Genomic DNA, 22,677 nt, shown 5'->3' on the forward strand with positions numbered 1-22,677 from the left:
AAGGGCCGGAACAGCAAGGAACCCCCTGTTTCCAGGGGGTTCCTTGTACTGCTGTCTCAACCAGACGTGCGCCCGAAGGGATTCGAACCCCTGACCTTCTGATCCGTAGTCAGATGCTCTATCCAGCTGAGCTACGGGCGCGTGTTCAGTTGTAACCTAGCACCCGGCGAACCGGGTACCAGCGGAGGCTCCGGGATTTGAACCCGGGAGGGGGGGTTACCCCCAACCGCATTAGCAGTGCGGCGCCATAGACCAGACTAGGCGAAGCCTCCTGGGCCCAACGACCACTGCTCAGATAGGTTACACACCCCCGGATCACCCCCGAACGCGGCCCCCCTTATGCCCGCTGCAGCAGCCTGAGCAGGCGCGGGGAGCGGCCGCCGAGGCCCTCGGCCTCGAACGTCGCGATGCCCACCCGGGGGAGTTCGCGCACCCCCGGGTACACCAGGTACCTCGGTACCCAGCGCGGCTGGAACTTCGCGTTGAACCGGTAGAGCGTCTCGATCTGGATCCAGCGCGAGAAGAAGTGCAGCACCTTCGCCGACATGCGGGCGACCGGGCCCGCGCCGATGCGGCGGCCCTGTTCCATCAGGGCGCGGAACGCCGCGAAGTTCAGGGACACCTGCTCGACGCCGTGGCGGCCCGCCGCCAGGAGGAGCTCCGAGATCATCAGCTCGTTGACGCCGTTGTCGGCCGCGCGGTCGCGGCGCATGACGTCCAGCGACAGGCCCTTCGTCCCCCACGGCACGAACTGGAGCACGCCGCGGACGCGCCCGCCCTGCTCGGCCGTCACCAGCACCGAGCCCGGGTCGCCCATGCGGCCGAGTGCCATCGAGAAGCCGCGCTCGGTGTCCGTGCCGCGCCAGTTGGCCGCCAGCACCTCCAGCTCGGCCAGCTCACCCGGGCGCAGGTCCTCGGCCCGGCGCACCAGCACCTTGTAGCCCGCGCGCTTGGTGCGGGACGCCGCCTGGCGGACGCCGCGCATGGTGCGGCCGTCCAACGTGAACCCCGCCGCGTCGACGACCGCCTCGTCGCCGATCTCCAGGACCTCCAGGCCGAACCGGGCCCACACCGTCGCGCCGAGCTCGGAGACGCCCATCGCCGCCGGCGTCCAGCCGTTCCTCCGGCAGACCTCCAGGTACTCCTCGATCGCGCCCGGCCAGGCCTCGTGGTCGCCGAGCGGGTCGGCCGAGCACAGCGCGACCCCGGCGATCACGCGGTAGGTGACCGCCGCCTTGCCCGTCTTCGAGAACACCGCGAACTTGTCCCGTCGCAGCGCGAAGTAGCCGAGCGAGTCACGCTCTCCGTGCTCGTCCAGCAGCCGGCGCAGCCGCGCGACCTCCTCGTCGGTCAGCCGTGGCGCCGGCTCGGCCGAGCGCAGCAGGAAGTACGCCGACACAAGCACCGCGGCGAGGCCGAACAGCGCGCCGACGGCGGCGGTGAGGTCCTCCAGCCACATCTGGTGGAACACGGCGGGCCCGCTGGCCGCGACCAGCGCGAGCGCCGACTCCGCGAGCCGGTCGCCGAACCCCATCGGCTCCAGCGCCGCGCGCGGCGCAACGGAGAGCAGGATGACGTTGATCACGAAGCCGGCCAGCGCCAGCTGGACGAACACGCGCACCGCCCGCCAGCGCCCGACCACCGGGTCCGGCTTCGCGACGAAGTAGCGCCGGTTGGCGATCAGGCCGATCAGCAGCAGCACCGACACCAGGCCGGCGCCGAAGACGTGCTTCAGCCCCAGGTGCGACATGGTGAGCAGCACGGTCGCGCCAACGGCCAGCTGCCAGGCCCGGCGCTTGCGGCGCCGGAGCCCCGCGGCCAGCAGCACCAGCAGGACGCCCATGACCAGGGCAACGGTCGCCGCCGCGACCGTTGCCTCCTGCGGCAGCTCCAGCCACTCGGCCAGGTGCCCGCGCAGGCTGCGCCGGCCGGCCGGGACCAGGATCGAGCCCACGGTCAGCAGCCCGGCCAGCCGGGTCACCCAGGTGATCACCCCCACGGTGGTGGCTCCCGCCACCTTCCAGGTGATCTGCGCGCGTGTCCCCGTCACCACCCGTTCAACCCAGCGTGGCTGATCATGCTTCCCCCATCTACCCCCCGGCGAGCTCCACGAACGGCGCGAGCGCCGCCGGGTTGGCCAGCGCATCGCGGCTGACGGCCCGGTCAGGAGCCACACCGGCGAGGATCTTCTTCACCGGTACCTCACACTTCTTACCGTTCAAGGTACGAGGTATCTCGGAAACCACGACGAACCGATCGGGTACATGGCGCGGTGACAGCGCGCTACGGAGCTCCTTGCGCAGCCGCGGCTCGACGTCTTCGAGCGCGACACCACCGGCCAGCACCACGAAACAGATCAGCTGCCCGTCCTCGTTCCCGGCCGCCGAGGTGTCCACGACCAGGGAATCCGCGATCTCGTCGTAGCCCTCGACGACCCGGTAGAACTCCGCCGTGCCCATCCGGACGCCGCCGCGGTTGAGCGTCGAGTCGCTGCGGCCGTAGATCACCGCCGAGCCGCGGTTCGTGATCCGGATCCAGTCCCCGTGCCGCCACAGCCCGGGGTACATCTCGAAGTAGGCCTCACGCAGCCGCGAGCCGTCGGGGTCGTTCCAGAAGAACACCGGCATCGACGGCATCGGCTTGGTGATGACCAGCTCGCCGACCTCCTCGACGACGGCGTTGCCGGCTTCGTCGAACGCGTTGACCGCGGCCCCCAGCGCCGGGCAGGACAGCTCACCGAGCCAGACCGGCACGTCGGGCGCCGACGCGACGAAGGCCGCGCACAGGTCGGTGCCACCGGAGACCGAGCAGATCTGCACGTCCTTCCCGACCTCGTCGACGATCCACCGGAAGCCCTCGACGCTCAACGGCGCGCCCGTGGAGCCCAGCGCGCGCAGGCCGGAGAGGTCGTAGCGCCCCGCGGGCTTGATGCCGGCCTTGAGGCAGCTCTGGATGAACGGCGCCGACGTGCCGAAGTAGGTGACGCGGTGCTGCTCGGCCAGGTGCCAGAGCGCGTTCAGGTCCGGGAAGCCCGGGCTGCCGTCGTAGAGCACGATCGTCGTGCCGACCAGCAGGCCGGAGATGAGGAAGTTCCACATCATCCAGCCGGTGGTGCTGAACCAGAAGAACCGGTCGCCGGGGCCGAGGTCGGTCTGCAGCGCCAGCGCCTTGAGGTGCTCCAGCGTGATGCCGCCGTGGCCGTGCACGATGCCCTTCGGCAGGCCGGTGGTGCCCGACGAGTAGAGCACCCACAGCGGGTGCGCGAACTCGACCGGCTCGAACAGCAGCGGCGCGCCTTCGTGCTTCGCGAGCAGCTCGTCCCAGTCGAGAGCGCCGTCCATCCGGCCCTCGCCGACGTACTCGACGAGCACGGTCGCGGCCAGCGACGGCAGCTGCGCCTGCAGGTCGGCGACCGTCGTCCGGATGTCGAACTGGCGGCCGTTGTACGCGTAGGCGTTGACCGCGAAGAGCACCTTCGGCTCGATCTGGACGAACCGGTCGGCGACCGCGCGGACGCCGAAGTCCGGCGAGCACGACGACCAGATCGCCCCGATGCTCGCCGCGGCGAGGAACGCGACCAGCGTCTGCGGGCAGTTCGGCGCGAGGGCGACGACCCGGTCGCCCTTGCCGACGCCGAGTTCGAGCAGCGCGGCCCGGGCGGCGGCGACCTGCGCGCGAAGCCGGCCGTACGTCAGGTGGCTCGCGAAGCCGTCTTCGCGGTGGAAGATCACGGCCGTCTCGTCGTCGGCCTTCACCGCGCCCGCGACGCCGGGGGTGAGCGCGTGCTCGGCGTAGTTGAGCGTGCCGCCCTCGAACCAGACGGCGTCCGGCATCTCGCCGGAGAGCACCTCGCCGGGCTGGTCGTGCCAGCGGACGCCGAGGAAGTCCGCGACCGCCGCCCAGAAGTCCGGGCCGCGGTCGACCGAGAACTCGTGCAGCGCGCGGTAGTCGTCCACCTCGACGCCGCGCTCGGCGCGCAGCCACCGGCGGAAGGCTTCGATCTTGGTGTCGGCAACGTGGCCCGGCTCGGGGCGCCAGAGCACTTCGGGGGCGTCGGCGGTGTGCGTCACGCCCCGAGCCTAATCCCTCGGATCCGGAAGTCACCGTGGTCGGAACCGACACGGAAACCCGGGTAAGCATGTGGCCCGGCCACACTCACCGCAGGTGCGCGTCGAACCAGTTCAGCGTGCGCTGCCAGGCCTCCGCGGCCGCGCCCGGATCGGCGTCGAAGCGGTGGTTCGCGCCCGGGTAGTGGACGACGTTGGTGGCGACCTTCGCCGACGCGGCGGCGTCACGCAGGCGCTCGACGTCGGCGCCGCCCGCCTCGTCGCCGGCGTCGCCGTACATGCCCAGCCACGGGCTGGTGAGCTTCCCGGCGATCTCGACCAGCGCGGGCAGCTCCGCGGCCTGCTGCCCGCCGACGCTGACCGCCGCACCGAGCTTGCGGTGCGACGCGACGACCAGCGCCGCGGTGCCGCCGAGGTCGAAGCCCATCACGCCGAGCAGGTCCGCCTGGACACCGCGCTCGACCAGCCAGGCCAGCGTCAAGTCGGTCGCGTCGAGCAGGTCCTGCTGGGTGAGGCGGTCGTTCTCGAGGTGCGGGGTGACGGTCAGCCAGCCCTCGGTGGCGAGGCTGGCGAGCAGCAGTTTCACGCCGTCGGTGACGCCGTCGGCCTCGTGGAGCACCACCAAGCCACCGCGCAGCGCGCCTTCGGGTTCCGAAAAGGTCAGGCGCAGGGTCCGGCCGTCGGTGCGCTGGTAGTCCACGGTGGAGGTCGACGTCATTGCTTCACCCAACCACCTGGAGGTGAACGGGAGGAAGCCCGGTGACGCAGGTCGCCGCGATGGGACCGCTTGAAGGGAGTCGCGGGGCGGCGGGCGGAAAAGATACGGTGAGCGGGTCGTCCCGTCGATTTCCAGGAGCGCCGAAGATGCCGTCCGTGTCCCCGCGTGCCGATCTCGAATCGTTGCCGAAATACGTCCCCGGCCGGACGATCGAAGGCGCGATCAAGCTGGCGAGCAACGAGGTGCCCGGCGGCGCGCTGCCGAGCGTCGCGCAGGCGATCGCCGCGGCCGCGGCCGGGATCAACCGCTACCCGGACACCGGCTCGCAGGCGCTGCGCGAACGGCTGGCGCGCGAGCTGGACGTGCCGGTGGAGCGGGTCGCGATCGGCTGCGGCTCGGTGTCGCTGTGCCAGCAGACGATCCAGGCAGTGTGCGCGCCCGGCGACGAGGTCATCTTCGGCTGGCGCTCGTTCGAGGCGTACCCGATCGTCACGCAGGTCGCGAACGCCGTCTCGGTGAAGGTGCCGATCACCGAGGGCCAGGAGCTCGACCTCGACGCGATGCTCGCGGCGATCACCGACCGGACGCGCGTGGTCTTCGTCTGCAACCCGAACAACCCGACCGGGACGGCGGTCCGGCGCGCCGAGCTGGAGCGGTTCCTGGCCGCGGTGCCCGAGCACGTGCTGGTCGTGCTGGACGAGGCCTACAAGGAGTTCGTCACCGACCCCGAGGTGCCCGACGGTGTCGAGTACACCCGCAGCCGGCCGAACGTCATGGTGCTCCGCACGTTCTCGAAGGCGTACGGCCTCGCCGGCCTTCGCGTCGGTTACGCGGTCGCGCCCGAGCCGATCGCGGACGCGCTTCGCCAGGTGTACGTGGCCTTCTCGGTGAACATGCTGGCCCAGGTGGCCGCGCTGGCATCGCTCGACGCGGCCGACGAGCTGCTGGCCCGCTGCCAGGACATCGTCGCCGAGCGCGGGCGGGTGCGGGACGCCCTGCTGGCGGCGGGCTACCGGGTGCCGGAGACGCAGGCGAACTTCGTCTGGCTGCCGCTCGGTGACCAGGCCGTCCCGTTCGCCGAGCACGCGCTGGACCGCAAGCTCGTGGTCCGCCCGTTCGCCGGCGACGGTGTCCGCGTGACCATCGGGACGCCCGAGGAGAACGACCTCTTCCTGGCCGCGGCCCGCGAGTTCAGTTCGCGAACTGCTTGACCACGAGCTGGACGACGGCGGCGACGCCGATCACCACGATCACGCCGCGCAGCACCGCCGGCGGCAGCTTCCGGCCGATCTTCGCGCCGAGGAAGCCGCCGGCGGTCGAGCCGACCGCCAGCCACAGCACGACGGCCCAGCTGACCGGCGCGACGAACGCGTAGATGAGCCCGGCGACCAGGTTCACGACGGCGGCGAGGACGTTCTTGACGCCGTTGAGCTTCTGCAGCGGCTCCGACAGCAGCATCCCCATCACGGCCATCAGCATCACGCCCTGCGCCGCGGTGAAGTACCCGCCGTAGATGCCGATGAGGAAGATGAGGAACATCAGCAGCGGCCCGGGTTTGTGCTCGGTCCCGTTCTGCTCCCGCCGCTCGGCGACCCACTTCGAGACCTTCGGCTGGATGATCACGAGGATCACGGCCAGCCCGACGAGCACCGGGACGACGGCTTCGAAGGCGTCCTTCGGCAGCGAGAGCAGCAGGATGGTGCCGCCGATGGCGCCGAGGAAGGACGCGACGGCGAACTTCGCGGTCTGCGGCCAGTAGCCCTCGAGCTCGTGCCGGTACCCCCAGGCCCCGCTGAGCGTGCCGGGCGCCAGGCCGATGGCGTTCGAGGTGGTGGCGGTCACGGGCGGGTAGCCGAGCGCGACGAGCACCGGGAAGGTGACGAGCGTCCCGGAGCCGACGACGGCGTTGATCGTCCCCGCCCAGATCCCGGCGACCACGATGATCAGCGCGTGCCACCACGTCATGAAGCAATCACGTGCGGAGCCTAAGCATCATGGGCCGCTCCCGCGCGGCAGATGTGTCAGGTCAGACACTCACGGCGATGCAGCGCTTCGGCCGGCCGCCGCGTAAGAAGCCGTACCTGAAGTGAGGGAGGCCCGATGCGGGCAGCCGACGAGGATCGGTTTCGCGAGTTCGCCAGGGACAACGCCGTGCCGCTGCGCCGGTACGGCTACCTGCTGTGCGGCGACTGGCACCTGGCCGAAGACCTCGTCCAGACCACGCTGCACAAGCTGTACGGCGCGTGGCCGCGGGTCCGCGGCACCGACCGGCCGGTGAGCTACGCGCGGCAGACGCTGACCCGCTGCTGGCTCGACGAACGGCGGCGGCCGTGGCGGCGGTCCGAGCGGCACACCGGCGCGGTGCCCGAGGTCGAGGACGCTGCGGCGGATCCGGCCGTGCTCCAGCAGCACGCCGGCCTGCGTGCCGAACTGGCCACGGCGCTGGCGGCGCTCGCGCCCCGGCAGCGGGCGGTGCTGGTGCTGCGGTACTTCTGCGACCTGCCGGTCGCCGAAGTGGCCCGTGAGCTGCGGTGTTCGGAGGGCACGGTCCGGAGCCAGGCCACCAGGGCGCTGCGGACCCTCCGCGGCGCCTTCCCGGATGCGCTGGCAGAAAGCGAGCTGTGATGGACGAGCAGATGCTGGCCCGCGAGTTCACCGCGGCCGTGCGCGCCGAACCGCCACTGGGGTTCGACCCCGACGAGGTCGTCACCCGGGTCGCCCGCCGACGGCACCGACGGCGCACGATCCTGCTGGCCTGCGCCGGTGTCGTCATCGCCGCGGCCGCCGCCGTCGCCATCCCGGTCACCCGGCCCGTGCCCGGCGTCCCGGTCCAGCCGGCGGCACCGCCCCGGCCGTCACCACCCGCCGGGGAACGGTGGTGGCCGCCGGGCACCGGCGAGCTCCCCCAGCCGACCGACGCGCGGATCGGCGCCCGGGCCCCGCAGATCGCGGAGCACCTCGAAGCGGTCCTGCCGGAGATGCTGCCCCCCGGCGAGCCGATCCGGCGCGACTCCCTCACGACCGGCCACTTCGGCGGCATCATGCCGACCAGCCAGCGCGGGGTGGGCATCACCGAGCACGGCGGGCCGGAGGACACCGGCTACTACCTCGCTGTCGACGTGTACGTGCCGACCAACCCGGTGAAGCGGTTCCAGCCCCGGCAGCTGTGCGCGGCGATGAAGACGCAGATCAGCCCCTCGACGACCTGCCGCTACACCGCCGTCGGCACCAGCGGGATCCTGATGACGTCCGAAGCGGACACCACCGACCGGGAAGGCACGCTGCAGCACAGCATCACGGTGACCGACTTCCGGGCGGACGGCAGCTACGTCGTGGTCCACCTGGGGGGCACGATCGGGGTCACCGGTCCGCTGCCGTTGACCGCCGAGGAGCTCGCGACCTTGGCCCAGGATCCGGGGCTGAACTTCTAGCGCTCTGGAAGTGACTGCGGGGTGAAGACGCAGAACTCGTTGCCCTCGGGGTCCGCCAGCTGGTCCCAGTCGACATCACCTCCCCGCGCCCGGATCAGGGTGGCCCCCATCGCCACCAGCTCCGCGGGGTCGCCGAAGACGTCCAGGTGCATGCGGTTCTTCACCGTCTTCCGCTCCGGCACCGGGTTGAGCCAGATCAGCGGCCCCTCGCCCGCGGGGTCGACGATCGGGACCGGCCAGTCGTCCGGGCGCGTGTCGCCGGTCAGCGAGTCGCGGCGGACGTAGCCGAGCGCCCGGCACCACCAGTCCGCCAGCGCCTGGTGGTCGTTCGCGTCCAAGGCGAGGTCTTTGAACCGCGCTGTCATGCCGCTCCTTCCGGGACGTGCGCCGGGACGACGTCGGACACCACCCGCCAGCCGAGCGCGGTGTACAGCCCGCGCCCGGCTTCGGACGCCAGCAGCGCGCTCGAGCTCGCGGCCGCCGCCTCGCCCAGCCGGTGCATCACCAGCCGGCCGAGGCCACGGCGGCGGTGCGCCGGCTCCGTCTCGATCTTGTCGAACACCGCGACGCCGGCCGCCACCCCGACCTGGCCGTGGGCCGCCGGTTCGCCGCCGGACGACACCAGCACCCGCCACACCGGCCCTTCGCCGGTCACCGTCACCGCGTACCCCGGCGGGACCGCCACCGGTGGCAACGGACCCTCGACGGCCATCAGGTACTCCGTCTCCCCCGCCGTCCACGCCGGGGTCAGGCCCGCCAGCACCTCGGCACGCGAGCCGCACGTCTTCAGCCACGTGCCGGGCGCGGCCGCCGCCCGCGCCCGGGCCGGCACCGCCGCCGGCGCGCGCAGCAGGTACCGCACCCGGTGCCCGGGCAGGCCGACGTCGACGCGGTAGCCGTCGGGCTCGGCGACCGGCGGCGACGTCGCCCGCGACACCGCCCAGCCCTGCACCCACGCCCCCAAGATGTCCATGCCGGTGATCATGGCAGGCACCCCCGACAATTCCGTGGGCTGAGAGGATGGGCGGGTGGACACCGAGCAGGTCTGGAGCGCGACCGTCGACCGGCTGCGGGCGCGGATCGACTCCGGCGACCTGCCGCCGGGCAGCAGGCTGCCCGCCGAACGGGTGCTCTGCGAGGAGCTCGGCATCAGCCGGGGCTCGCTGCGGCAGGCGCTGCGGGTCCTCGACTCCATCGGCTACGTCCAGATCCGGGCCGGCTCCGGCACCTACGTCCGCGAACAGCAGGAACAGCCGCTGCGGACCTGGTTCACCGAGCACGACCAGCTCGTCGAGAAGCTCTTCGACCTCCGGGCGACCGTCGAGCCCACCCTGGCCGAGCGGCTGGCCCGGCACGCCACCGCGCGGACCGTCAGCAGGCTCGAGGACAACGTCGCCGAGATGGCGCAGGCCGCCGAAGACGGCGACATGCTGCACGTCATCGCCGCCGACGCCGAGTTCCACCGGGTGATCGCACAGAACGCGGGCAACGACGACGTCGCCGGGCTCCTGCGGTCCGTGCTCGCCCTGGTCGGCGAGGAGCGGCGGGCAGCGCTGCGGCTGCCCGGGCAGATCCGCAAGGCCGTCGCCGACCACCGCGCCATCCTCGACGCCATCCGCCGCTCCGACCCGGCCGCGGCCCGCGAGCTGACCCTCAAGCACCTGGTCGAGGCCAAGACCTACGCGCACGACTTCGCCGCGCACCCGGAAACGCGCTAGAATTTTCACAACATTGTGAAACTTCTGGGGGTCGTGATGGAGAAGGTCCACTTCACCGAAGAGAAGGCCACCAACCTGGCCACGCTCTACGGCCGCGCGCTCGACTACCGCAGTGCCCACCCGATCCTCGGCGACAAGGCGGCGGACGACGCCGTCCGCCGGATCGACTACGACTTCTCCAGGATCGGCATCTCCCCGGACCGCGCGGTGTCGGTCGTCCTGCGCGCGAAGCCGATCGACGACTGGACCGCGGAGTACCTGCGCGCCCACCCGGACGCGATCGTGCTGCACCTGGGCTGCGGCCTGGACACCCGGTTCCAGCGCCTCGCGCCGCCGGAGAGCGCGCACTGGTACGACGTCGACTACCCCGAGGTCATCGAGCTGCGGGAGAAGCTCTACGACAAGGCGCCGAACCAGACGCACATCGGCACGTCGGTGACCGACTTCGCGTGGCTGGACCAGGTGCCCTCGGACCGGACGGCGCTGATCGTCGCCGAAGGTCTCACGATGTACCTGAAGCCCGAGACCGGCACCGAGCTGTTCCGCCGCCTGGCCGCGAAGTTCCCGTCCGGCGAGCTGATCTGCGACCTCTTCAGCCGGATGGCCATCAAGAGCCAGAAGATCAACACCCCGGTCCGCCGGGCGGGCGCGACGCTCTACTGGGGTGTCGACGACCCGCGCGACCTCGAACCCTGCGGCCTCACCCTCGAGTCCTCATTGGACGCCGCACACTGGGCGACCCCGGACGTGCTGGCCAAGATGGGGCCGATCACCCGGTTCCAGCTGCGGTTGCTGAAGGTCTTCCCGCCGCTGGCGCGGACCGCGCACATCGTGCGGTACCGCTTCTAACGCGACTCCAGCACGCGCGCCACGAACTTGTGCAGCTTCTCTTCCAGCCGCGCGACGCGCTCCTCGAGCGTCAGCGTCTCGAACGGCTGGGGGACGTCGGACTTGAGCTCGCCCCGGACGTACTGGCAGCAGCCGAGATTCCCGCAGGCGTAGATGCCCAGCGTGTTGCCGTCACGGCCGGACTTCCCGGCGCGCTTGCCGGAGAAGAGCGTGATGTCGGCGAGCCCGTGCGTCGTCGTGCAGAAGCCGCAGATGTTGCTGCGCAGGCGTGACTTCGGCGGCGGTGCCGCACGCAGGGCGAGCCCGACGACTTCACCGCCGTGGGGCAGCACGAGGTAGGCGCGCCCGGGTGCCTTCGGGTCGCGCCAGCCGAGGAACTCCCGCCGCTCCCACGGGATTTCCGAGGGCTGGGCGGGCAGCGTCACACCCTTGGCTTCGCCGCGCGTGCAGTTGACGAACGAGGCCCGGATCTCGTCCTGGCCGAGTGGTTCCATGATCGGACGGTAACCAGCGGGCACGGGCGGTGGCCACGCATTTTCGGCCGTACGATCGACGCCGTGCGCAAGATCGCCGTGAAGAACGTCCGCGTGGTGTTGCGCACCAGCCTGGGCTTCGCCGGGCTCGGCATCGGCTCCAGTGTCGCCGGTTCCGGTGTGGTCGCCCTGCTGCTCGTGCTGCAGGGCCTGCCCGGCGACGTCGGCGACCGGGGCTGGGTGCTCGGCCTGACCGCGGCCGGCATCGTCGCCGCGGCCCTGCTCGCCGGGACGCTGTGGACGGCGTGGCTGCAGCGCCGCACCGCGATCTGGTTCGTGCTCGGCCGCCCGCCGTCGGAGAGCGAGGCGCGGCGGGCGTTGCGGCTGCCGGTCGACATGGCCGTGGTCAGCGGCACGCTCTGGCTGATCGGCACCGTGATCCTCACCGCGCTCGCCGGCGCGCTCGGCTCGGCCGACGACGCCGTCGGCATGGCCACGGTGATCGGGCTCGGCGGGCTCACCACGGTCGGGCTCACCTACCTCGCGGCCGAATGGGTGGCGCGGCCGGTGATGACGATCGCGCTGGACGTCCTGCCGCCGCGCGGCTCGCTGCCGGTCACCGTGCTGTCCCGGCTGGTCGTCTCCTGGGCGCTGGCCAGCGGCGTCCCGCTCGTCGGCGTGCTGCTCGTCGCCACCCCGCCGGAGCTGGGCTCCGGCGACCACACCGCCAGCCTGATCATGCTTTCGGTGATCGGCCTCGCTCTCGGCGCGATCGGCACGGCCCTGCTGGCCAGGGCGGTGGCGGCGCCGCTGCACCGGCTGCGTGTGGCGCTCGACGAGATCGCGCGCGGCAACAACGACATCGCCGTGGACGTCGACGACGCCAGCGAAATCGGCAGGCTCCAGACGTCGGTGAACCAGCTCGCCGCCGGCCTGCGCGAGCAGGCGCGGATGCGGGACCTGTTCGGCAGGCACGTCGGCGCCGAGGTCGCCCGGCACGCCCTCGAGTACGGCGCCTCCCTCTCGGGGGACGTCCGCGAGGTCACGGCGTTGTTCGTCGACGTCGTCGACTCGACCGCGCTCGCCTACCGGACCCCGCCGGAGGAGCTGGTCGGGAAGCTGAACCGGCTGTTCGCCGCGGTCGTCTCCGCGGTCAACGCGCGCGGCGGGCTGGTCAACAAGTTCCAGGGCGACGCCGCGCTGTGCATCTTCGGCGCCCCGACGCGGCTCGCGGACGCCCAGACGGCCGCGCTGGCCGCGGCCCGGGCGATCCGGGACGCGGTGCGCGAGGCCGGCGAGCTCGACCTCGGCATCGGCGTCTCCAGCGGCCCGGTGTTCGCGGGGCAGCTCGGTTCCAGCAGCCGGCTCGAGTACACGGTGATCGGCGACGCGGTCAACGAGGCCGCGCGGCTCACCGAGCTCGCCAAGGCCGTCCCGGCACGGGTGCTCGCCAGTGACGCCGTCGTCTCCGCGGCCCTGCCGGGCGAAGCCGCGCACTGGGAGAAGCACGGTGAGCTGGAGCTGCGCGGCCGCCAGGAGGCGACGCCGACCTGGACGACGGCCGCTCAGAGCTGACCGAGGTCCGGCCAGCGCAACACGGTCGAACCCCAGGTCAGGCCAGCTCCGAACGCGCTGAGCAGGACGCGGTGCCCGGGCACGAGGGTGCCGTCGGCGCGGGCGTCGGCCAGTGCGAGCGGGATGGACGCGGCGCTGGTGTTGCCGACCCGGTCGATGTTGGCGACCACGGCGTCGGCGGGCATGCCGAGCTGCTTCGCCGTCGCCTGGAGGATCCGGATGTTCGCCTGGTGCCCGACGAAGCGGTCGACGTCGCCGACCATCCACCCCGCGCGGTCCAGGACCGTGCGGGAGGACTCGGCCATCCGCGCGCAGGCGTGCCGGAACACGGCCGTGCCCTGCATGGCGAGGAAGCGGTCGCTCGGCTGGTCGGACAGCCGCCGCCGGGCGCCGCCGGCCTCGACCCAGAGCAGTTCGGCGTGCTCGCCCTCGCTGTGCAGGTCGAACGGGCCGAACGCGCCGGGCTCGTCCGGGTCGCCGGCCCGCAGGAGCACCGCGCCGGCGCCGTCGCCGAAGATCGGCACGGTGGTGCGGTCGCCGGGGTCGATGAGCGTGGTGAAGGTGTCGGCGCCGATCACGAGCACGCGCTCGGCCAGCCCGCCCGCGATGAAGCCGGCGGCCGTGGCGAGGGCGTAGACGAAGCCGCTGCAGACGGCGTTGACGTCGAACGCCGCGGCCGTGCCGAGCCCGAGCCGGGCGGCGACCTGCGGCGCGCTGGCCGGGCAGGGCTGGTCGGGGGTGGACGTGGCGAGGACGACGGCGTCGGCGGAGGTGCCCGCGAGCGCTTCGCGACCGGCCCCCACCGCGAGGTCCACAGTGGACTCGTCCGGGCCCGCGACGCGGCGCTCGCGGATCCCGGTGCGGGTCCGGATCCACTCGTCCGAGGTGTCGAGCCGGGCGGCGATTTCGTGGTTGTCCAGGACTTTCGTCGGCAACCACGAACCGAGACCGGTCAGCACGGCGGCAGGTGCGGGCACGGGAGAGCCTCCCCACGCCGGCGGGTTGGCGGAGCGACCGGCTGGTCTTCCACTTCTATGGGCTACCCCCTGGTAGACCGGTCAGTTGTGTTCCAGCTCACGGAAAAAGTTGTTTCATCTTCCCCTCGAACGGAGTAGTGAGCGAGGTCACCCGGAAGTGATCACAGGCGGACTGTCGGGGGTGCCGGTTAGCCTGCTGAAGTGCGGACACCTGACCTCGACCAGCTCGACATCGCCATCCTCGCCTGCCTCCAGTCGGACGCTCGCACGATCGCCGAGACGATCGGCGCGAAGGTCGGCCTCTCGGCCGCGGCGGTGCAGCGGCGGATCAAGCGGCTGCGCGAGGCGGGCGTCATCGAGCGCGAGGTGGCGGTGCTCTCGCCGGAGGCGCTCGGGCTGAGCATGACGTTCGTGGTGACGGTCGAGATGGAGCGCGAGAACCTCGCGGTCTTCGACGGCTTCCGCCGCCAGGTGCTGGCCGAGGACGCCGTCCAGCAGTGCTACTACGTCACCGGAACGGCGGACTACGTCCTGATCGTGACGTGCCCGGACATGGCGGGCTTCGAGGCGTTCACCCGGCGGATGTTCTTCGACAACCCGAACGTGCGCCACTTCACGACCAGCGTGGCGATGGATCGCGTGAAAGTGGGGCTGGAGCTGCCGCTCGAGCCGTAGGCTGTCCCGCCGGGGGACGCATGCTTCGGATCTTTCCGGCCGCGACGCTGATCGACGCGCTGGGCAGCGGGCCGTGGGCCGGTTCGCGGGAGCGGGCCTCGGCGCGGCGGCGATGGCGGCGATCATCAGCCGGTGGGCGTTCCACCTGCTGGCGTACGTGAACGCGGCGAGCTTCGCGGTGGCGGCGGTGCTGGTCCGCCTCCTGCCGCGCGAGGGCCGGATCGCCTCCGCGGCGGCCTGGCCGGACCCGCACGGGACAGTTCCGCGAACGCGGGCCCGACCGGGGCCATCCCGGCGGAGGCGCTCGCCGAAGCGGCGCATCTGCCGTTCCCGCGCTGTTCGTGCTGCGGAAGAAGCTGCCCGTCGCGCTGCGGGAACCGTCACCACCGGTGGCCGCCTGAGCGCAAGGGGTAGGTGGCCGGCGTTACACCACAATGGACGGATGCAACCGATCAAGTGAACGTGAGTCTTTCTCCGTCATGACCGTAAGCCCTGGTCATCTCCTTGCCGAACAGTTCGCGCCGCGCGAACCGACCGCGAGACTCCAGGAGGGGCCGTGCACACCGACGCCGTACACCAGAGCCAGTTCGTGCTGCTGAACGAGAGCACCACGCCCGTCCTGTCCCGGCTGTCCTACCACTCCCACGAACCCTTCGCGGTGACCGTGGCCTTCCGGACCGAGCGCGGCCGGTGGATCGAGTGGACCTTCGCCCGTGACCTCCTCGTCGCCGGGCTCGACGAGCCGGCCGGCCTCGGCGACGTCCGGATCCGCCCGGACCTCTCCGAAGACGAAGACTTCCTCACCCTGGAAATCGAGTCACCGGACGGCTATGCGTCGTTCGAGCTCGAGGTCGAAGACGTCCGGACCTTCCTGGACGCCTCCATCGAACTGGTGCCGCTCGGCGAAGAGAGCGCGCACTTCGACGTCGACGGGCTGATCGAGGAGATCAGCAACGTCTGACCCCTGAACCTCCCATTCCCGCGGCGAGGAACGGAGGGCGGGTTTCGGGCGCGCTGGAGGCGCCCGAAACCCGCCCTTTCGCTGTTCCTGCGGAAGACTCAGCTGGTCTTCAGCGTGGTGCCGGTGCCGGAAAGCGCGCCGGCGATCGGGTAGAAGTACGTCACGGACGTGTTGCCGCCGGACAGGACGCCCTGCGCGTAGTTGCCGGCGATGAAGCCGCCGCCCGAGTCACCCGCGGCCGAGCGGACGTTGGTCGCCGTCATGCCGTTGACCGTGCCCTCGGCGTAGCGGACGCTCTGGTTCTTGGCGCCGATGGTGCCGCAGGTCCAGCCGGTGGTGGAGCCGGCCTTGCAGACCGACGAGCCGGTCGCCGCGTTCGACTGGCCGCGCACCGCGGTGCCGTTGTTCATCTGCGCGACCGGGGTCCAGCTGCTGTTGGTCCGGACCGCCGCGTAGTCGACGCTCGGGAACCGGTAGGTGATCCAGCTGCCGAGCGCCGCGCCGTTCGACCCGGTGAGCGAGCCGCCGCCGGTGAGCGCGCCGCAGTGGCCTGCAGTGACGAAACCGGTCGTGGTCGCGAAGCCGACCGAGCAGCGTGAAGACCCGCCGATGTAGTAGGCGTCGCCACCGCGGATGTTGGCGTAGGTGGTCGGCTTCGAAGCCGTTTCGCGGATCGTCACCGCGGCGGCGTCCACACCGGACTTGGCGAGGAACGCGTCCGCGGCGGCGCGCTGGCCCTGCAGCACGTCGAGGGTGACGCGGTTGGTGGCGTCGTCGACACCCCAGCCGGTGATCGCGGCGGGAGCCGCCTTGTCGGCCGCGTTCAGCTTGTCCACAGTGGAGTTGAGCTGGCGGGCGCTGAACCGCACGACTTCCGCCTCCGCGCCTGCTTCGCGGATCTTGCCGGCCAGCGCGGCGTTCGTCGTGGTGACGTGCGCCTTGCCGGTGGCGGCGTTGTAGGTGGCGCCGCCGAACGCGTCACCGAGTGCCGCGGTGAGCGATTCGGTGACCCTGGTCGCGACGTCCTCGCTCTTCAGCCGCGCGATCGCCTGGTCGTGGGTCAGGCCGAGGTCCCGCTGCATGGCGGGCACGATGTCGGGGTTCAGCAGGTCCAGGCCCGACGCAGGGACGGCGGTCGCGGCCAGCGCGCCCGTCGCCATGACCGCGGTGGCAGCGGCACCGAGAAGTCTCGCGATCTTCATGCTTCTCCCTAAGGTGGTTACGCGCGGCTCCGCACCGGCCACGCAGTGGTACTCCCGTGGTGAGCGTCCCCGCAGTGGGCGTTACGGTGCAATCCGGGCGCCCGGCGAATGCGTATACGCATTCACCGCGGACGTATCCCCTGCTCCAGGCGGGCCGAGGCGCTCGATGTCACCCAGTCGGACAGGTCCGTAAGTAGGGTTTCCGTGAACTACTTTCAGTAGTTACCCGAGCCACTCGAACGCGTGAAGCGACGATCGAACGAGCGATAAGCCCCCGATTCGCACGCTCGGTGACCCGATGCCCCCGGTTCCCCCAGCAAACCGGTGACAGGGCGTAGGCGGACGTGTGACGACAGCACCCACCACGTATTCGGTGAAAGGTTTACGGACGGTTGAGCGCTGCTTAGGCTCCGCGCACCAGTTCTTCGGTGCGCGTCGAGGAGGTCATATGTGGCTGACCGCCCCCCGCCCCACCTCGGTGTCCGTCCGGTCGGGACCCGCCCGGCTGACCGGCCGCGACACCGAGCTCGACGCCATCGTCGCCGTGCTGCGGAGACGCCCGGCCGCCGTCCTCATCGAAGGCGAGCCGGGCATGGGCCGCACCCGGCTGCTCGCGGAGATCGGGCGGCGCGCGGAGTTCGACGGCGGCCGCGTGCTCACCGGCGCCTGCCAGCCGCTGCGGCACCCCTTTCCCTACGGGCCCGTCCTGGAAGCGCTTCGCGCGGTCGCCGACGCTCCGCTCGGGCCGCTCAGCCCGGTCGCCGGCGTGCTGCGGCCGTTGCTCCCGGAACTCGCGGAAGCGCTTCCCCCGCAGCCCGAACCACTCGCCGACCCGGTCGCCGAACGCCACCGCGTGTTCCGGGCGGTCCGGGAACTCCTGCGGGCCTGCGGACCCACGCTCGTCCTGATCGACGACCTCCAGTGGGCCGACGAGGACACCCGTGACCTCATGCGGTTCCTAGCCGGTTCGATGCCGCCCGAGCTGGCGGTGGTCGCCACCTACCGGTCGGCCACGGACGTGCGACCCGGCCCGCTCGGGGCACCCTTCCGCACCGACCCGGCGGTCCACTCCGCCCGCGTCGCCCTCGGCGCGCTCGACGTCGCGGCCGTGCGCGCGCTGGCCGTCGACATCCTCGAACTCCCCCGGGTCACCGACGACTTCGCCGCGAAGCTGCACGAGTGCACGGCCGGGATCCCGTTCGTGGCCGAAGAAACGCTGCGGGCGTTGAAGGAGGCGGCCGAGCGGCTGCCGGTCGGCGAGGTCCTCTCCGACCGGCTGCTGGAAAACCTCGAAGTCCCGGTGCTGCTGCGGGAAGCCGTCACCGAACGGCTCGCCACGTTGCCCGGGCCCGCCGTGCGGCTGGCCGGCGCGGCCGCGGTGCTCGGCGTCGCCGCCGAAGCCGCCGTGCTCGGCGAACTGGCCGAGCTGTCCGGTGAGACCCTCCGCACCGCGCTCCTCGACGCCCTCTCCGGCGGCGTACTCGGCGAAGCGGGCGACGGCAAGTACGGCTTCCGGCACCCGTTGGCGCGCAAGGCGGTCTACGACACGGTGAGCGGGCCCGAACGCGCGTTGCTGCACGCGCAGGCGATCCGCGTGCTCGCCGCGCAGCCGTCGCCGCCGCTCACGCTGCTGGCCCGGCACTCCCGCGCCGCGGGCCGCGTCGACCAGTGGCGGCACTACGCGGAAGCGGCCGCCGACGAAGCGATCACCCGCGGCGAGACGTCCCGCGCGATCGACCTCCTGCAGTCGGTGCTCGCCGAGCCCGGGCCGGCGCAGGCCGACGTCGGGCGCGTGGCGGGCAAGCTGAGCCAGGTCGCGCTGCGGGGGTTCCGCCCCGACGTGCTCGGCACGCTGCAACGCGTCCTCGAAGAGGTGACGCTCCCGCCGTCGGTCCGCGGGTCGATCCGGCTGAGCGTCGGCATGCTGCTGGTCCGGACCATCGGCGGGCTCGGCCGCGGCCGGCTGGAGGTCGAGCGCGCGGTCGGCGAGCTGACCGACCGGCCGGACCTCGCCGCCCGCGGGATCACCCTGCTCGCCCAGCCGATCGACGGGCTGACGCCGTTGTCGTGGCACGAAGCCTGGCGCGCCCGCGCGGGCGAGGTGTACGAGCGGCTCGACGACCCCGAGCTGCGGCTCGCGCTGACCGCCGACCGGATCGCGGCCGCGTCGCACGTCGGCGACGGCTCCGCGTGGGCGGAGTTCGAAGCGCTGTCGGACACCGTCGGCACCGTCGCCGAGCGCGTCCAGCTGGCCCGGCTGTGGTGCAACCTGGCCGACGGCCAGTCGTGGGCCGGGCACCTCGACCGCGCCGAGCGGCTGGTGACCGAGGGCGTCCGGCGCGCGACCGACGCCGGCGCGCTGTACGCGATCGGCCTGATCCAGGGCACCCGCGTCCGGCTCGACTGGGTGCGCGGGCGCTGGACCGGCCTGGCCGAAGCCGCCGAGCAGCTGCGGGACAGCTACCCGGAGCTCGGCCCGATCGTCATGGAATCGTCGCTGGTGCTCGGCGGGCTGGCGGCCGTGCGCGGGGAGTTCGCCGCGGCGCAACGGCACCTGGCCGCGGCGAGCGTGCACGCGCCGGACCGCGGCCCGATCCCCGTGGTCCTCTCGGCGGCCGGGGTGCTGATCTCGGTGCTGCTGGCGACCGACGACGTCGACGGCGCGTGCGCGGCGGCCGACACGGCGGTGGCCGCGGCCGGGCGCAAGGGCGTCTGGATCTGGGCGGCCGCGCTGGTCCCGGCGGCGGCGCAGGCGTACGCGCGGGCCGAGCGCTGGCCGGACGCCGACAACGTGGTCGAAGCGTTCGCGCGGGGTATCGAGGGCCGTGACGCGCCGGTCGCCGCGGCCGCGCTGGTGGCGGGCCGCGCGGTGCTGCTCGAAGCGCGCGGCAAGCACCTGGCCGCGGCGGCGTTGTTCGACGAAGCCGCGTCCGGTTACACGGCCCTGCCGATGCCCTACCCGGCGACGGCCATGCGCGAACGCGCGTCGATGTGCCGGCTCGCCGCGGGCAACCGGTCGGCGGTGGACGAGCTGACCGCGGCGGCCGAGGCGTACGAACAGCTCGGCGCGACCCGTGACGCCGGCCGGTGCCGTCACCAGCTGCGCGAGCACGGCGCTTGGGCACCCTCGCAACGCGGACGGCGGGGGTACGGGAGCGAACTGTCCCCGCGGGAGCGCGAAGTGGCCCGGATGTTGGCGGAGGGCCGGACGAACCGGGAGATCGCGGACGGGCTGTTCCTCTCACCGCGCACGGTCGAACAGCACGTGGCGAAGGTGCTGCGGAAACTCGGCGCCCGCTCGCGGACGGACGTGGCCCGCAAGCTCCCCGGCGAAGTGACGACCGCACCGGCTGGCTAACCGGACGGCGTCGTCCTACCTTGGGCGCGTGACAGAAGAGGCACTTCCCGCCTGGCGCAGGCGGACCTCCGGGGAGACGCGCTGGCCCGCGATGGGCGTCGTCGTCGCGACCCTCGTCCTGCAGGTCATCCTGCCCGAGGACATGGCGCTGCACCCGCGGTGGCTGCTGCCCGCGGTCTCGGGGCTGCTCGTCGTCGCGCTGCTGCTGGTCAACCCGGGGCGGATGTCGCAGTTCAGCGCGGTCGAGCGGGTCATCTCGCTGCTGCTCGTCGGCGCCGTCACCGCGGTGAACGCCGGGTCCGCGGTGACCCTGGTCTACAACATCGCCACCGGGACGATCGGCGACCACGCCGGTGCCGTGCTGGTCACCGGCGCGATCGTCTACTGGACGAACATCGTCGCCTTTTCCCTCTGGTACTGGGAGTTCGACCGCGGCGGCCCGGGCCGGCGGGCCGCGGGCCGGGCCGAGTACCCCGACCTGCAGTTCCCGCAGATGGCCGACCCGGGCCTGGCGAGCCAGAACTGGGAACCGTCCTACCTGGACTACCTGTACTTCTCGTTCACCAACGCGGCGGCCTTCAGCCCCACCGACGTCATGCCCCTGCGGATCTGGGCGAAGATGACGATGATGCTGCAGGCCGTCGTGTCGCTGGTGCTCGCGGTGATGGTCGTCGCCTGGGCGATCAACAACCTGAAGTGAGTCAGTGGCGCGCGATGGTGAAGCTCTGGCCGTCCGAGCCGATCGCGCCCGGGATCCACGTGTAGGTGCCGCGGTCGTCGGCGTTCAGGCCGGACGGGCTGGTCGAGGCCAGGTTCGTCCCGTTGAACTTGACGCCGGTGAACTTGACCCCACCGGAGATCGACGGGTACGAGTCGGTCGGCGACTCGATGATCGCCTCCGCCGAGGCGTGCTTCGAGGTCAGCGACTTGGTCGTGGACTTGGACCAGCCCTTGGTGGTGTCGGAGAGGTCCAGCCGGTAGGTGTTGGTGGCGGTGCGCGTCACCGTCGCGGTGATGTGGTCGCCCGCGCTGACCGACACGCTGTAGTACACCGGCGCGGCCGGGTACATCTCGTACCAGGCCGAGTACACCGGACGCCCGCTGGAGCAGTCCGTCTCGACGCCGGTCTGTTCCACAGTGGACGATCCGTCGCCGTCGATGCCGACCCAGGGCGCGAACAGGTCGTTGGTGGAGTTGCAGGTCACCGACGGTTCGGTCCAGCTCGCCGTCGCCGTGGTGAAGCTGCCGAAGCTGACGTAACCGCCCCAGTTGCCGCCCGAGAACTGGTGTCCATGGAAGTGCGAGCCGTACTCGACGGCGGCGTGGGCGGTGCCCGTGACGGCGAGACCGGCGGCAGCGGCGGCGATCGCCGTGAGGACGCGAAGGGTTTTGGACATGCGGGGACTCCGTTCACCGATGGGGACCGGGAAAACCGTGTCCCCAAGTGTTGGAGCCGCACCGAAAAGAAGGTAGCTACTTTCGAAGGGTCTTCACATTCCGGGAAATACTCACCAATTTGCCGGAATTGCGCGGAAAGACCCGTAAAGGCCTCCGCGGGGGAAAGAGGCCTTTACGGGTCCATGTCGCTCACCTACCGCCCGGTCAGGTGAGCGGGGCTACTGCTGGTTCTGCGCGTGCGCGGCGTCCACGAACTGGGTCGTGTACGTCTTCGACAGGTCGATCTTGTCCTTCTTCGGCTTGACGTTGCTCGACGATTCGCCGAGCACCTTGAGCACGTTCTGCGCCCCGGCGGGGTCCATCCGGCCGTCCTTGGTGAACATCGGCAGGCTGTCCCGCAGCGACTTGACGTACAGCGCCTTGTCCCCGCCGGCGAACGACGGCGGCATCATCGCGGCGACCTGTTCCGGTGTGTGCGAAGAAATCCACTTCAGGGTCTCGACGTACGCATTGGCCAGTTTCTGCACGATGTCCGGATACCGCTTCACGATTTCGCAGCCCATGTACAGCGAGCTCGCCGGGTACAACCCGCCCAGTGCGGCTTTCGTGCCCTCGACCGTGCGCATGTCGTAGAGCACCTTCGCCTGGCCCGTGTTCGTCAGCTGCGCGATGGTCGGGTCGGTCGTCATGCCGGCGTCGATCGAGCCCTGGTTCATCGCCGAGATGAACGTCTGCCCGGCACCGACCTTGACCGGCGTGTACTCCTTCGACGTGACGCCGCCGCGCAGGGCGAGCGCCTTGGTCAGGAAGTCCGTCGACGAACCCAGCGACGTGACGCCGAGGTTGCGGCCCTTGAAGTCCGCGCCCGACTTGACTTCGCCCGCCTTCTTCGTCGCGACCATCTCGGCCTCGCCCGGCACGTTCGCGAACTGCACCACGCTCTCGATGCACTGCTCCTTGGCCTGCAGGTCGATCGTGTGGTCGTAGAACCCGACCACCGCCTGCACCTCGCCGGCCAGCAGCGACGTCTCGGCGTTCGCGCCGGACGGCTGGTCGAACAGCTCGACGTCCAGGCCCTGTCGCTGGTAGGCGCCGATCTGCTGGGCCAGCTGGCCGGGCAGGTAGATCACCTTCGACAGGCCGCCGACCATGATCTTGATGTGCGGCCGGCCGCTGGTGCCGAGCGCGATCTCCCGCGAGTCGCGGCAGGCGGTGAGCCCGGCCGCGGCGACCGCGACCGCGGCCAGCACCCCGACTGTCCTCATCAGACGCATG

Annotated in this window: 21 protein-coding genes and 2 tRNA genes; 10 read left to right on the forward strand and 13 right to left on the reverse strand. The window is 71.6% G+C overall.

Going from position 1 to position 22,677, the window contains the following annotated elements:
* Positions 1 to 67: 67 nt before the first annotated feature.
* The 5 genes from HUT10_RS26030 to HUT10_RS26050 all read right to left on the reverse strand — a co-directional run bounded on the left by HUT10_RS26030 (position 68) and on the right by HUT10_RS26050 (position 4,785).
* Positions 68 to 141 (reverse strand) — tRNA-Arg (locus HUT10_RS26030).
* A 41-nt stretch (positions 142 to 182) separates the two neighbouring features.
* Positions 183 to 272: transfer RNA gene (locus HUT10_RS26035), tRNA-Ser, on the reverse strand.
* A gap of 65 nt (positions 273 to 337) precedes the next feature.
* Positions 338 to 2,053, reverse strand: coding sequence for a phosphatidylglycerol lysyltransferase domain-containing protein (locus tag HUT10_RS26040; protein ID WP_176173604.1), 1,716 nt, complete (start codon positions 2,051 to 2,053; stop codon positions 338 to 340).
* A 37-nt stretch (positions 2,054 to 2,090) separates the two neighbouring features.
* A complete protein-coding gene (locus HUT10_RS26045; RefSeq protein WP_176173605.1) occupies positions 2,091 to 4,070 on the reverse strand; it encodes an acetoacetate--CoA ligase in 1,980 nt (659 codons plus the stop codon).
* A gap of 85 nt (positions 4,071 to 4,155) precedes the next feature.
* Entirely contained in the window at positions 4,156 to 4,785 is a 630-nt protein-coding gene (locus HUT10_RS26050; protein WP_176173606.1) for a dienelactone hydrolase family protein, read from the reverse strand.
* A 146-nt stretch (positions 4,786 to 4,931) separates the two neighbouring features.
* On the opposite strand from HUT10_RS26050, the gene hisC reads away from it, so the two are divergent.
* Positions 4,932 to 5,996 (forward strand): histidinol-phosphate transaminase, encoded by a 1,065-nt coding sequence (gene hisC / locus HUT10_RS26055; protein WP_176173607.1) that lies wholly within the window; start codon positions 4,932 to 4,934, stop codon positions 5,994 to 5,996.
* On the opposite strand, the gene HUT10_RS26060 is transcribed toward hisC, so the two are convergent.
* A complete protein-coding gene (locus HUT10_RS26060) occupies positions 5,977 to 6,750 on the reverse strand; it encodes a sulfite exporter TauE/SafE family protein (protein WP_176173608.1) in 774 nt (257 codons plus the stop codon). The genes hisC and HUT10_RS26060 overlap by 20 nt on opposite strands.
* 135 nt (positions 6,751 to 6,885) lie before the next feature.
* Between HUT10_RS26060 and HUT10_RS26065 the strand changes: the two genes are divergently transcribed.
* Positions 6,886 to 7,410 (forward strand): RNA polymerase sigma factor, encoded by a 525-nt coding sequence (locus HUT10_RS26065; protein ID WP_176173609.1) that lies wholly within the window; start codon positions 6,886 to 6,888, stop codon positions 7,408 to 7,410.
* On the forward strand, positions 7,410 to 8,216 hold the full coding sequence (locus HUT10_RS26070) for a hypothetical protein (RefSeq protein WP_176173610.1): 807 nt from the start codon (positions 7,410 to 7,412) through the stop codon (positions 8,214 to 8,216). The genes HUT10_RS26065 and HUT10_RS26070 overlap by 1 nt, the downstream gene beginning before the upstream one ends.
* Here HUT10_RS26070 and HUT10_RS26075 read toward each other — a convergent pair.
* Together HUT10_RS26075 and HUT10_RS26080 are read right to left on the reverse strand one after the other, a co-directional pair.
* Positions 8,213 to 8,581: a VOC family protein gene (locus tag HUT10_RS26075; protein ID WP_176173611.1), complete on the reverse strand. Its 369-nt coding sequence runs from the start codon at positions 8,579 to 8,581 to the stop codon at positions 8,213 to 8,215. The two genes, HUT10_RS26070 and HUT10_RS26075, sit on opposite strands and share 4 nt — an antisense overlap.
* A complete protein-coding gene (locus HUT10_RS26080; RefSeq protein WP_176173612.1) occupies positions 8,578 to 9,201 on the reverse strand; it encodes a GNAT family N-acetyltransferase in 624 nt (207 codons plus the stop codon). The genes HUT10_RS26075 and HUT10_RS26080 overlap by 4 nt, the downstream gene beginning before the upstream one ends.
* Positions 9,202 to 9,244: 43 nt before the next feature.
* Between HUT10_RS26080 and HUT10_RS26085 the strand changes: the two genes are divergently transcribed.
* Together HUT10_RS26085 and HUT10_RS26090 are read left to right on the forward strand one after the other, a co-directional pair.
* Positions 9,245 to 9,934, forward strand: coding sequence for a FadR/GntR family transcriptional regulator (locus HUT10_RS26085; protein ID WP_176173613.1), 690 nt, complete (start codon positions 9,245 to 9,247; stop codon positions 9,932 to 9,934).
* A 15-nt stretch (positions 9,935 to 9,949) separates the two neighbouring features.
* The gene (locus HUT10_RS26090; RefSeq protein ID WP_254897038.1) at positions 9,950 to 10,783 is read left to right on the forward strand and encodes a class I SAM-dependent methyltransferase; all 834 of its coding nucleotides are present in this window, start codon (positions 9,950 to 9,952) and stop codon (positions 10,781 to 10,783) included.
* Here the strand turns inward: HUT10_RS26090 and HUT10_RS26095 are convergent.
* Complete coding sequence (locus HUT10_RS26095) at positions 10,780 to 11,277, reverse strand: FBP domain-containing protein (RefSeq protein WP_176173614.1); 498 nt, start codon at positions 11,275 to 11,277, stop codon at positions 10,780 to 10,782. The genes HUT10_RS26090 and HUT10_RS26095 overlap by 4 nt on opposite strands.
* 63 nt (positions 11,278 to 11,340) lie before the next feature.
* Between HUT10_RS26095 and HUT10_RS26100 the strand changes: the two genes are divergently transcribed.
* Positions 11,341 to 12,831 carry an adenylate/guanylate cyclase domain-containing protein gene (locus HUT10_RS26100; protein WP_176173615.1) on the forward strand — a complete coding sequence of 497 codons (1,491 nt, stop codon included), beginning with the start codon at positions 11,341 to 11,343 and terminating at the stop codon, positions 12,829 to 12,831.
* Here HUT10_RS26100 and HUT10_RS26105 read toward each other — a convergent pair.
* A complete protein-coding gene (locus tag HUT10_RS26105; RefSeq protein ID WP_176173616.1) occupies positions 12,822 to 13,808 on the reverse strand; it encodes a beta-ketoacyl-ACP synthase III in 987 nt (328 codons plus the stop codon). The two genes, HUT10_RS26100 and HUT10_RS26105, sit on opposite strands and share 10 nt — an antisense overlap.
* A gap of 201 nt (positions 13,809 to 14,009) precedes the next feature.
* Here HUT10_RS26105 and HUT10_RS26110 point away from each other — a divergent pair, with 201 nt between their 5' ends.
* Together HUT10_RS26110 and HUT10_RS26115 are read left to right on the forward strand one after the other, a co-directional pair.
* Positions 14,010 to 14,483 carry an Lrp/AsnC family transcriptional regulator gene (locus HUT10_RS26110; protein WP_176173617.1) on the forward strand — a complete coding sequence of 158 codons (474 nt, stop codon included), beginning with the start codon at positions 14,010 to 14,012 and terminating at the stop codon, positions 14,481 to 14,483.
* Positions 14,484 to 15,039: 556 nt separating this feature from the next.
* The gene (locus tag HUT10_RS26115; protein WP_091305351.1) at positions 15,040 to 15,444 is read left to right on the forward strand and encodes an SsgA family sporulation/cell division regulator; all 405 of its coding nucleotides are present in this window, start codon (positions 15,040 to 15,042) and stop codon (positions 15,442 to 15,444) included.
* Positions 15,445 to 15,542: 98 nt separating this feature from the next.
* Here the strand turns inward: HUT10_RS26115 and HUT10_RS26120 are convergent, their stop codons facing one another.
* Positions 15,543 to 16,646: a S1 family peptidase gene (locus HUT10_RS26120; protein ID WP_176173618.1), complete on the reverse strand. Its 1,104-nt coding sequence runs from the start codon at positions 16,644 to 16,646 to the stop codon at positions 15,543 to 15,545.
* A 448-nt stretch (positions 16,647 to 17,094) separates the two neighbouring features.
* On the opposite strand from HUT10_RS26120, the gene HUT10_RS26125 reads away from it, so the two are divergent.
* A complete protein-coding gene (locus HUT10_RS26125) occupies positions 17,095 to 20,004 on the forward strand; it encodes an AAA family ATPase (RefSeq protein WP_176173619.1) in 2,910 nt (969 codons plus the stop codon).
* A 91-nt stretch (positions 20,005 to 20,095) separates the two neighbouring features.
* Positions 20,096 to 20,704 carry a DUF1345 domain-containing protein gene (locus HUT10_RS26130; protein ID WP_176178008.1) on the forward strand — a complete coding sequence of 203 codons (609 nt, stop codon included), beginning with the start codon at positions 20,096 to 20,098 and terminating at the stop codon, positions 20,702 to 20,704.
* Between the two features lies 1 nt (position 20,705).
* On the opposite strand, the gene HUT10_RS26135 is transcribed toward HUT10_RS26130, so the two are convergent.
* Both HUT10_RS26135 and HUT10_RS26140 read right to left on the reverse strand, forming a co-directional pair.
* Positions 20,706 to 21,401 (reverse strand): G1 family glutamic endopeptidase, encoded by a 696-nt coding sequence (locus HUT10_RS26135; protein WP_176173620.1) that lies wholly within the window; start codon positions 21,399 to 21,401, stop codon positions 20,706 to 20,708.
* A gap of 219 nt (positions 21,402 to 21,620) precedes the next feature.
* Positions 21,621 to 22,676: an ABC transporter substrate-binding protein gene (locus HUT10_RS26140; protein WP_176173621.1), complete on the reverse strand. Its 1,056-nt coding sequence runs from the start codon at positions 22,674 to 22,676 to the stop codon at positions 21,621 to 21,623.
* Between the last annotated feature and the right edge of the window lies 1 nt (position 22,677).

The sequence above is a fragment of the Amycolatopsis sp. Hca4 genome (assembly GCF_013364075.1).
Taxonomy (GTDB): Bacteria; Actinomycetota; Actinomycetes; order Mycobacteriales; family Pseudonocardiaceae; genus Amycolatopsis.

Coding starts and splice junctions, on each gene's coding strand:
- HUT10_RS26050 (WP_176173606.1), bottom strand. CDS start 4,785: ATGACGTCGACCTCCACCGTGGACTACCAGCGCACCGACGGCCGGACC.
- hisC (WP_176173607.1), top strand. CDS start 4,932: ATGCCGTCCGTGTCCCCGCGTGCCGATCTCGAATCGTTGCCGAAATAC.
- HUT10_RS26060 (WP_176173608.1), bottom strand. CDS start 6,750: ATGACGTGGTGGCACGCGCTGATCATCGTGGTCGCCGGGATCTGGGCG.
- HUT10_RS26065 (WP_176173609.1), top strand. CDS start 6,886: ATGCGGGCAGCCGACGAGGATCGGTTTCGCGAGTTCGCCAGGGACAAC.
- HUT10_RS26070 (WP_176173610.1), top strand. CDS start 7,410: ATGGACGAGCAGATGCTGGCCCGCGAGTTCACCGCGGCCGTGCGCGCC.
- HUT10_RS26075 (WP_176173611.1), bottom strand. CDS start 8,581: ATGACAGCGCGGTTCAAAGACCTCGCCTTGGACGCGAACGACCACCAG.
- HUT10_RS26080 (WP_176173612.1), bottom strand. CDS start 9,201: ATGATCACCGGCATGGACATCTTGGGGGCGTGGGTGCAGGGCTGGGCG.
- HUT10_RS26095 (WP_176173614.1), bottom strand. CDS start 11,277: ATGGAACCACTCGGCCAGGACGAGATCCGGGCCTCGTTCGTCAACTGC.
- HUT10_RS26120 (WP_176173618.1), bottom strand. CDS start 16,646: ATGAAGATCGCGAGACTTCTCGGTGCCGCTGCCACCGCGGTCATGGCG.
- HUT10_RS26125 (WP_176173619.1), top strand. CDS start 17,095: ATGTGGCTGACCGCCCCCCGCCCCACCTCGGTGTCCGTCCGGTCGGGA.
- HUT10_RS26130 (WP_176178008.1), top strand. CDS start 20,096: ATGGGCGTCGTCGTCGCGACCCTCGTCCTGCAGGTCATCCTGCCCGAG.
- HUT10_RS26135 (WP_176173620.1), bottom strand. CDS start 21,401: ATGTCCAAAACCCTTCGCGTCCTCACGGCGATCGCCGCCGCTGCCGCC.
- HUT10_RS26140 (WP_176173621.1), bottom strand. CDS start 22,676: ATGCGTCTGATGAGGACAGTCGGGGTGCTGGCCGCGGTCGCGGTCGCC.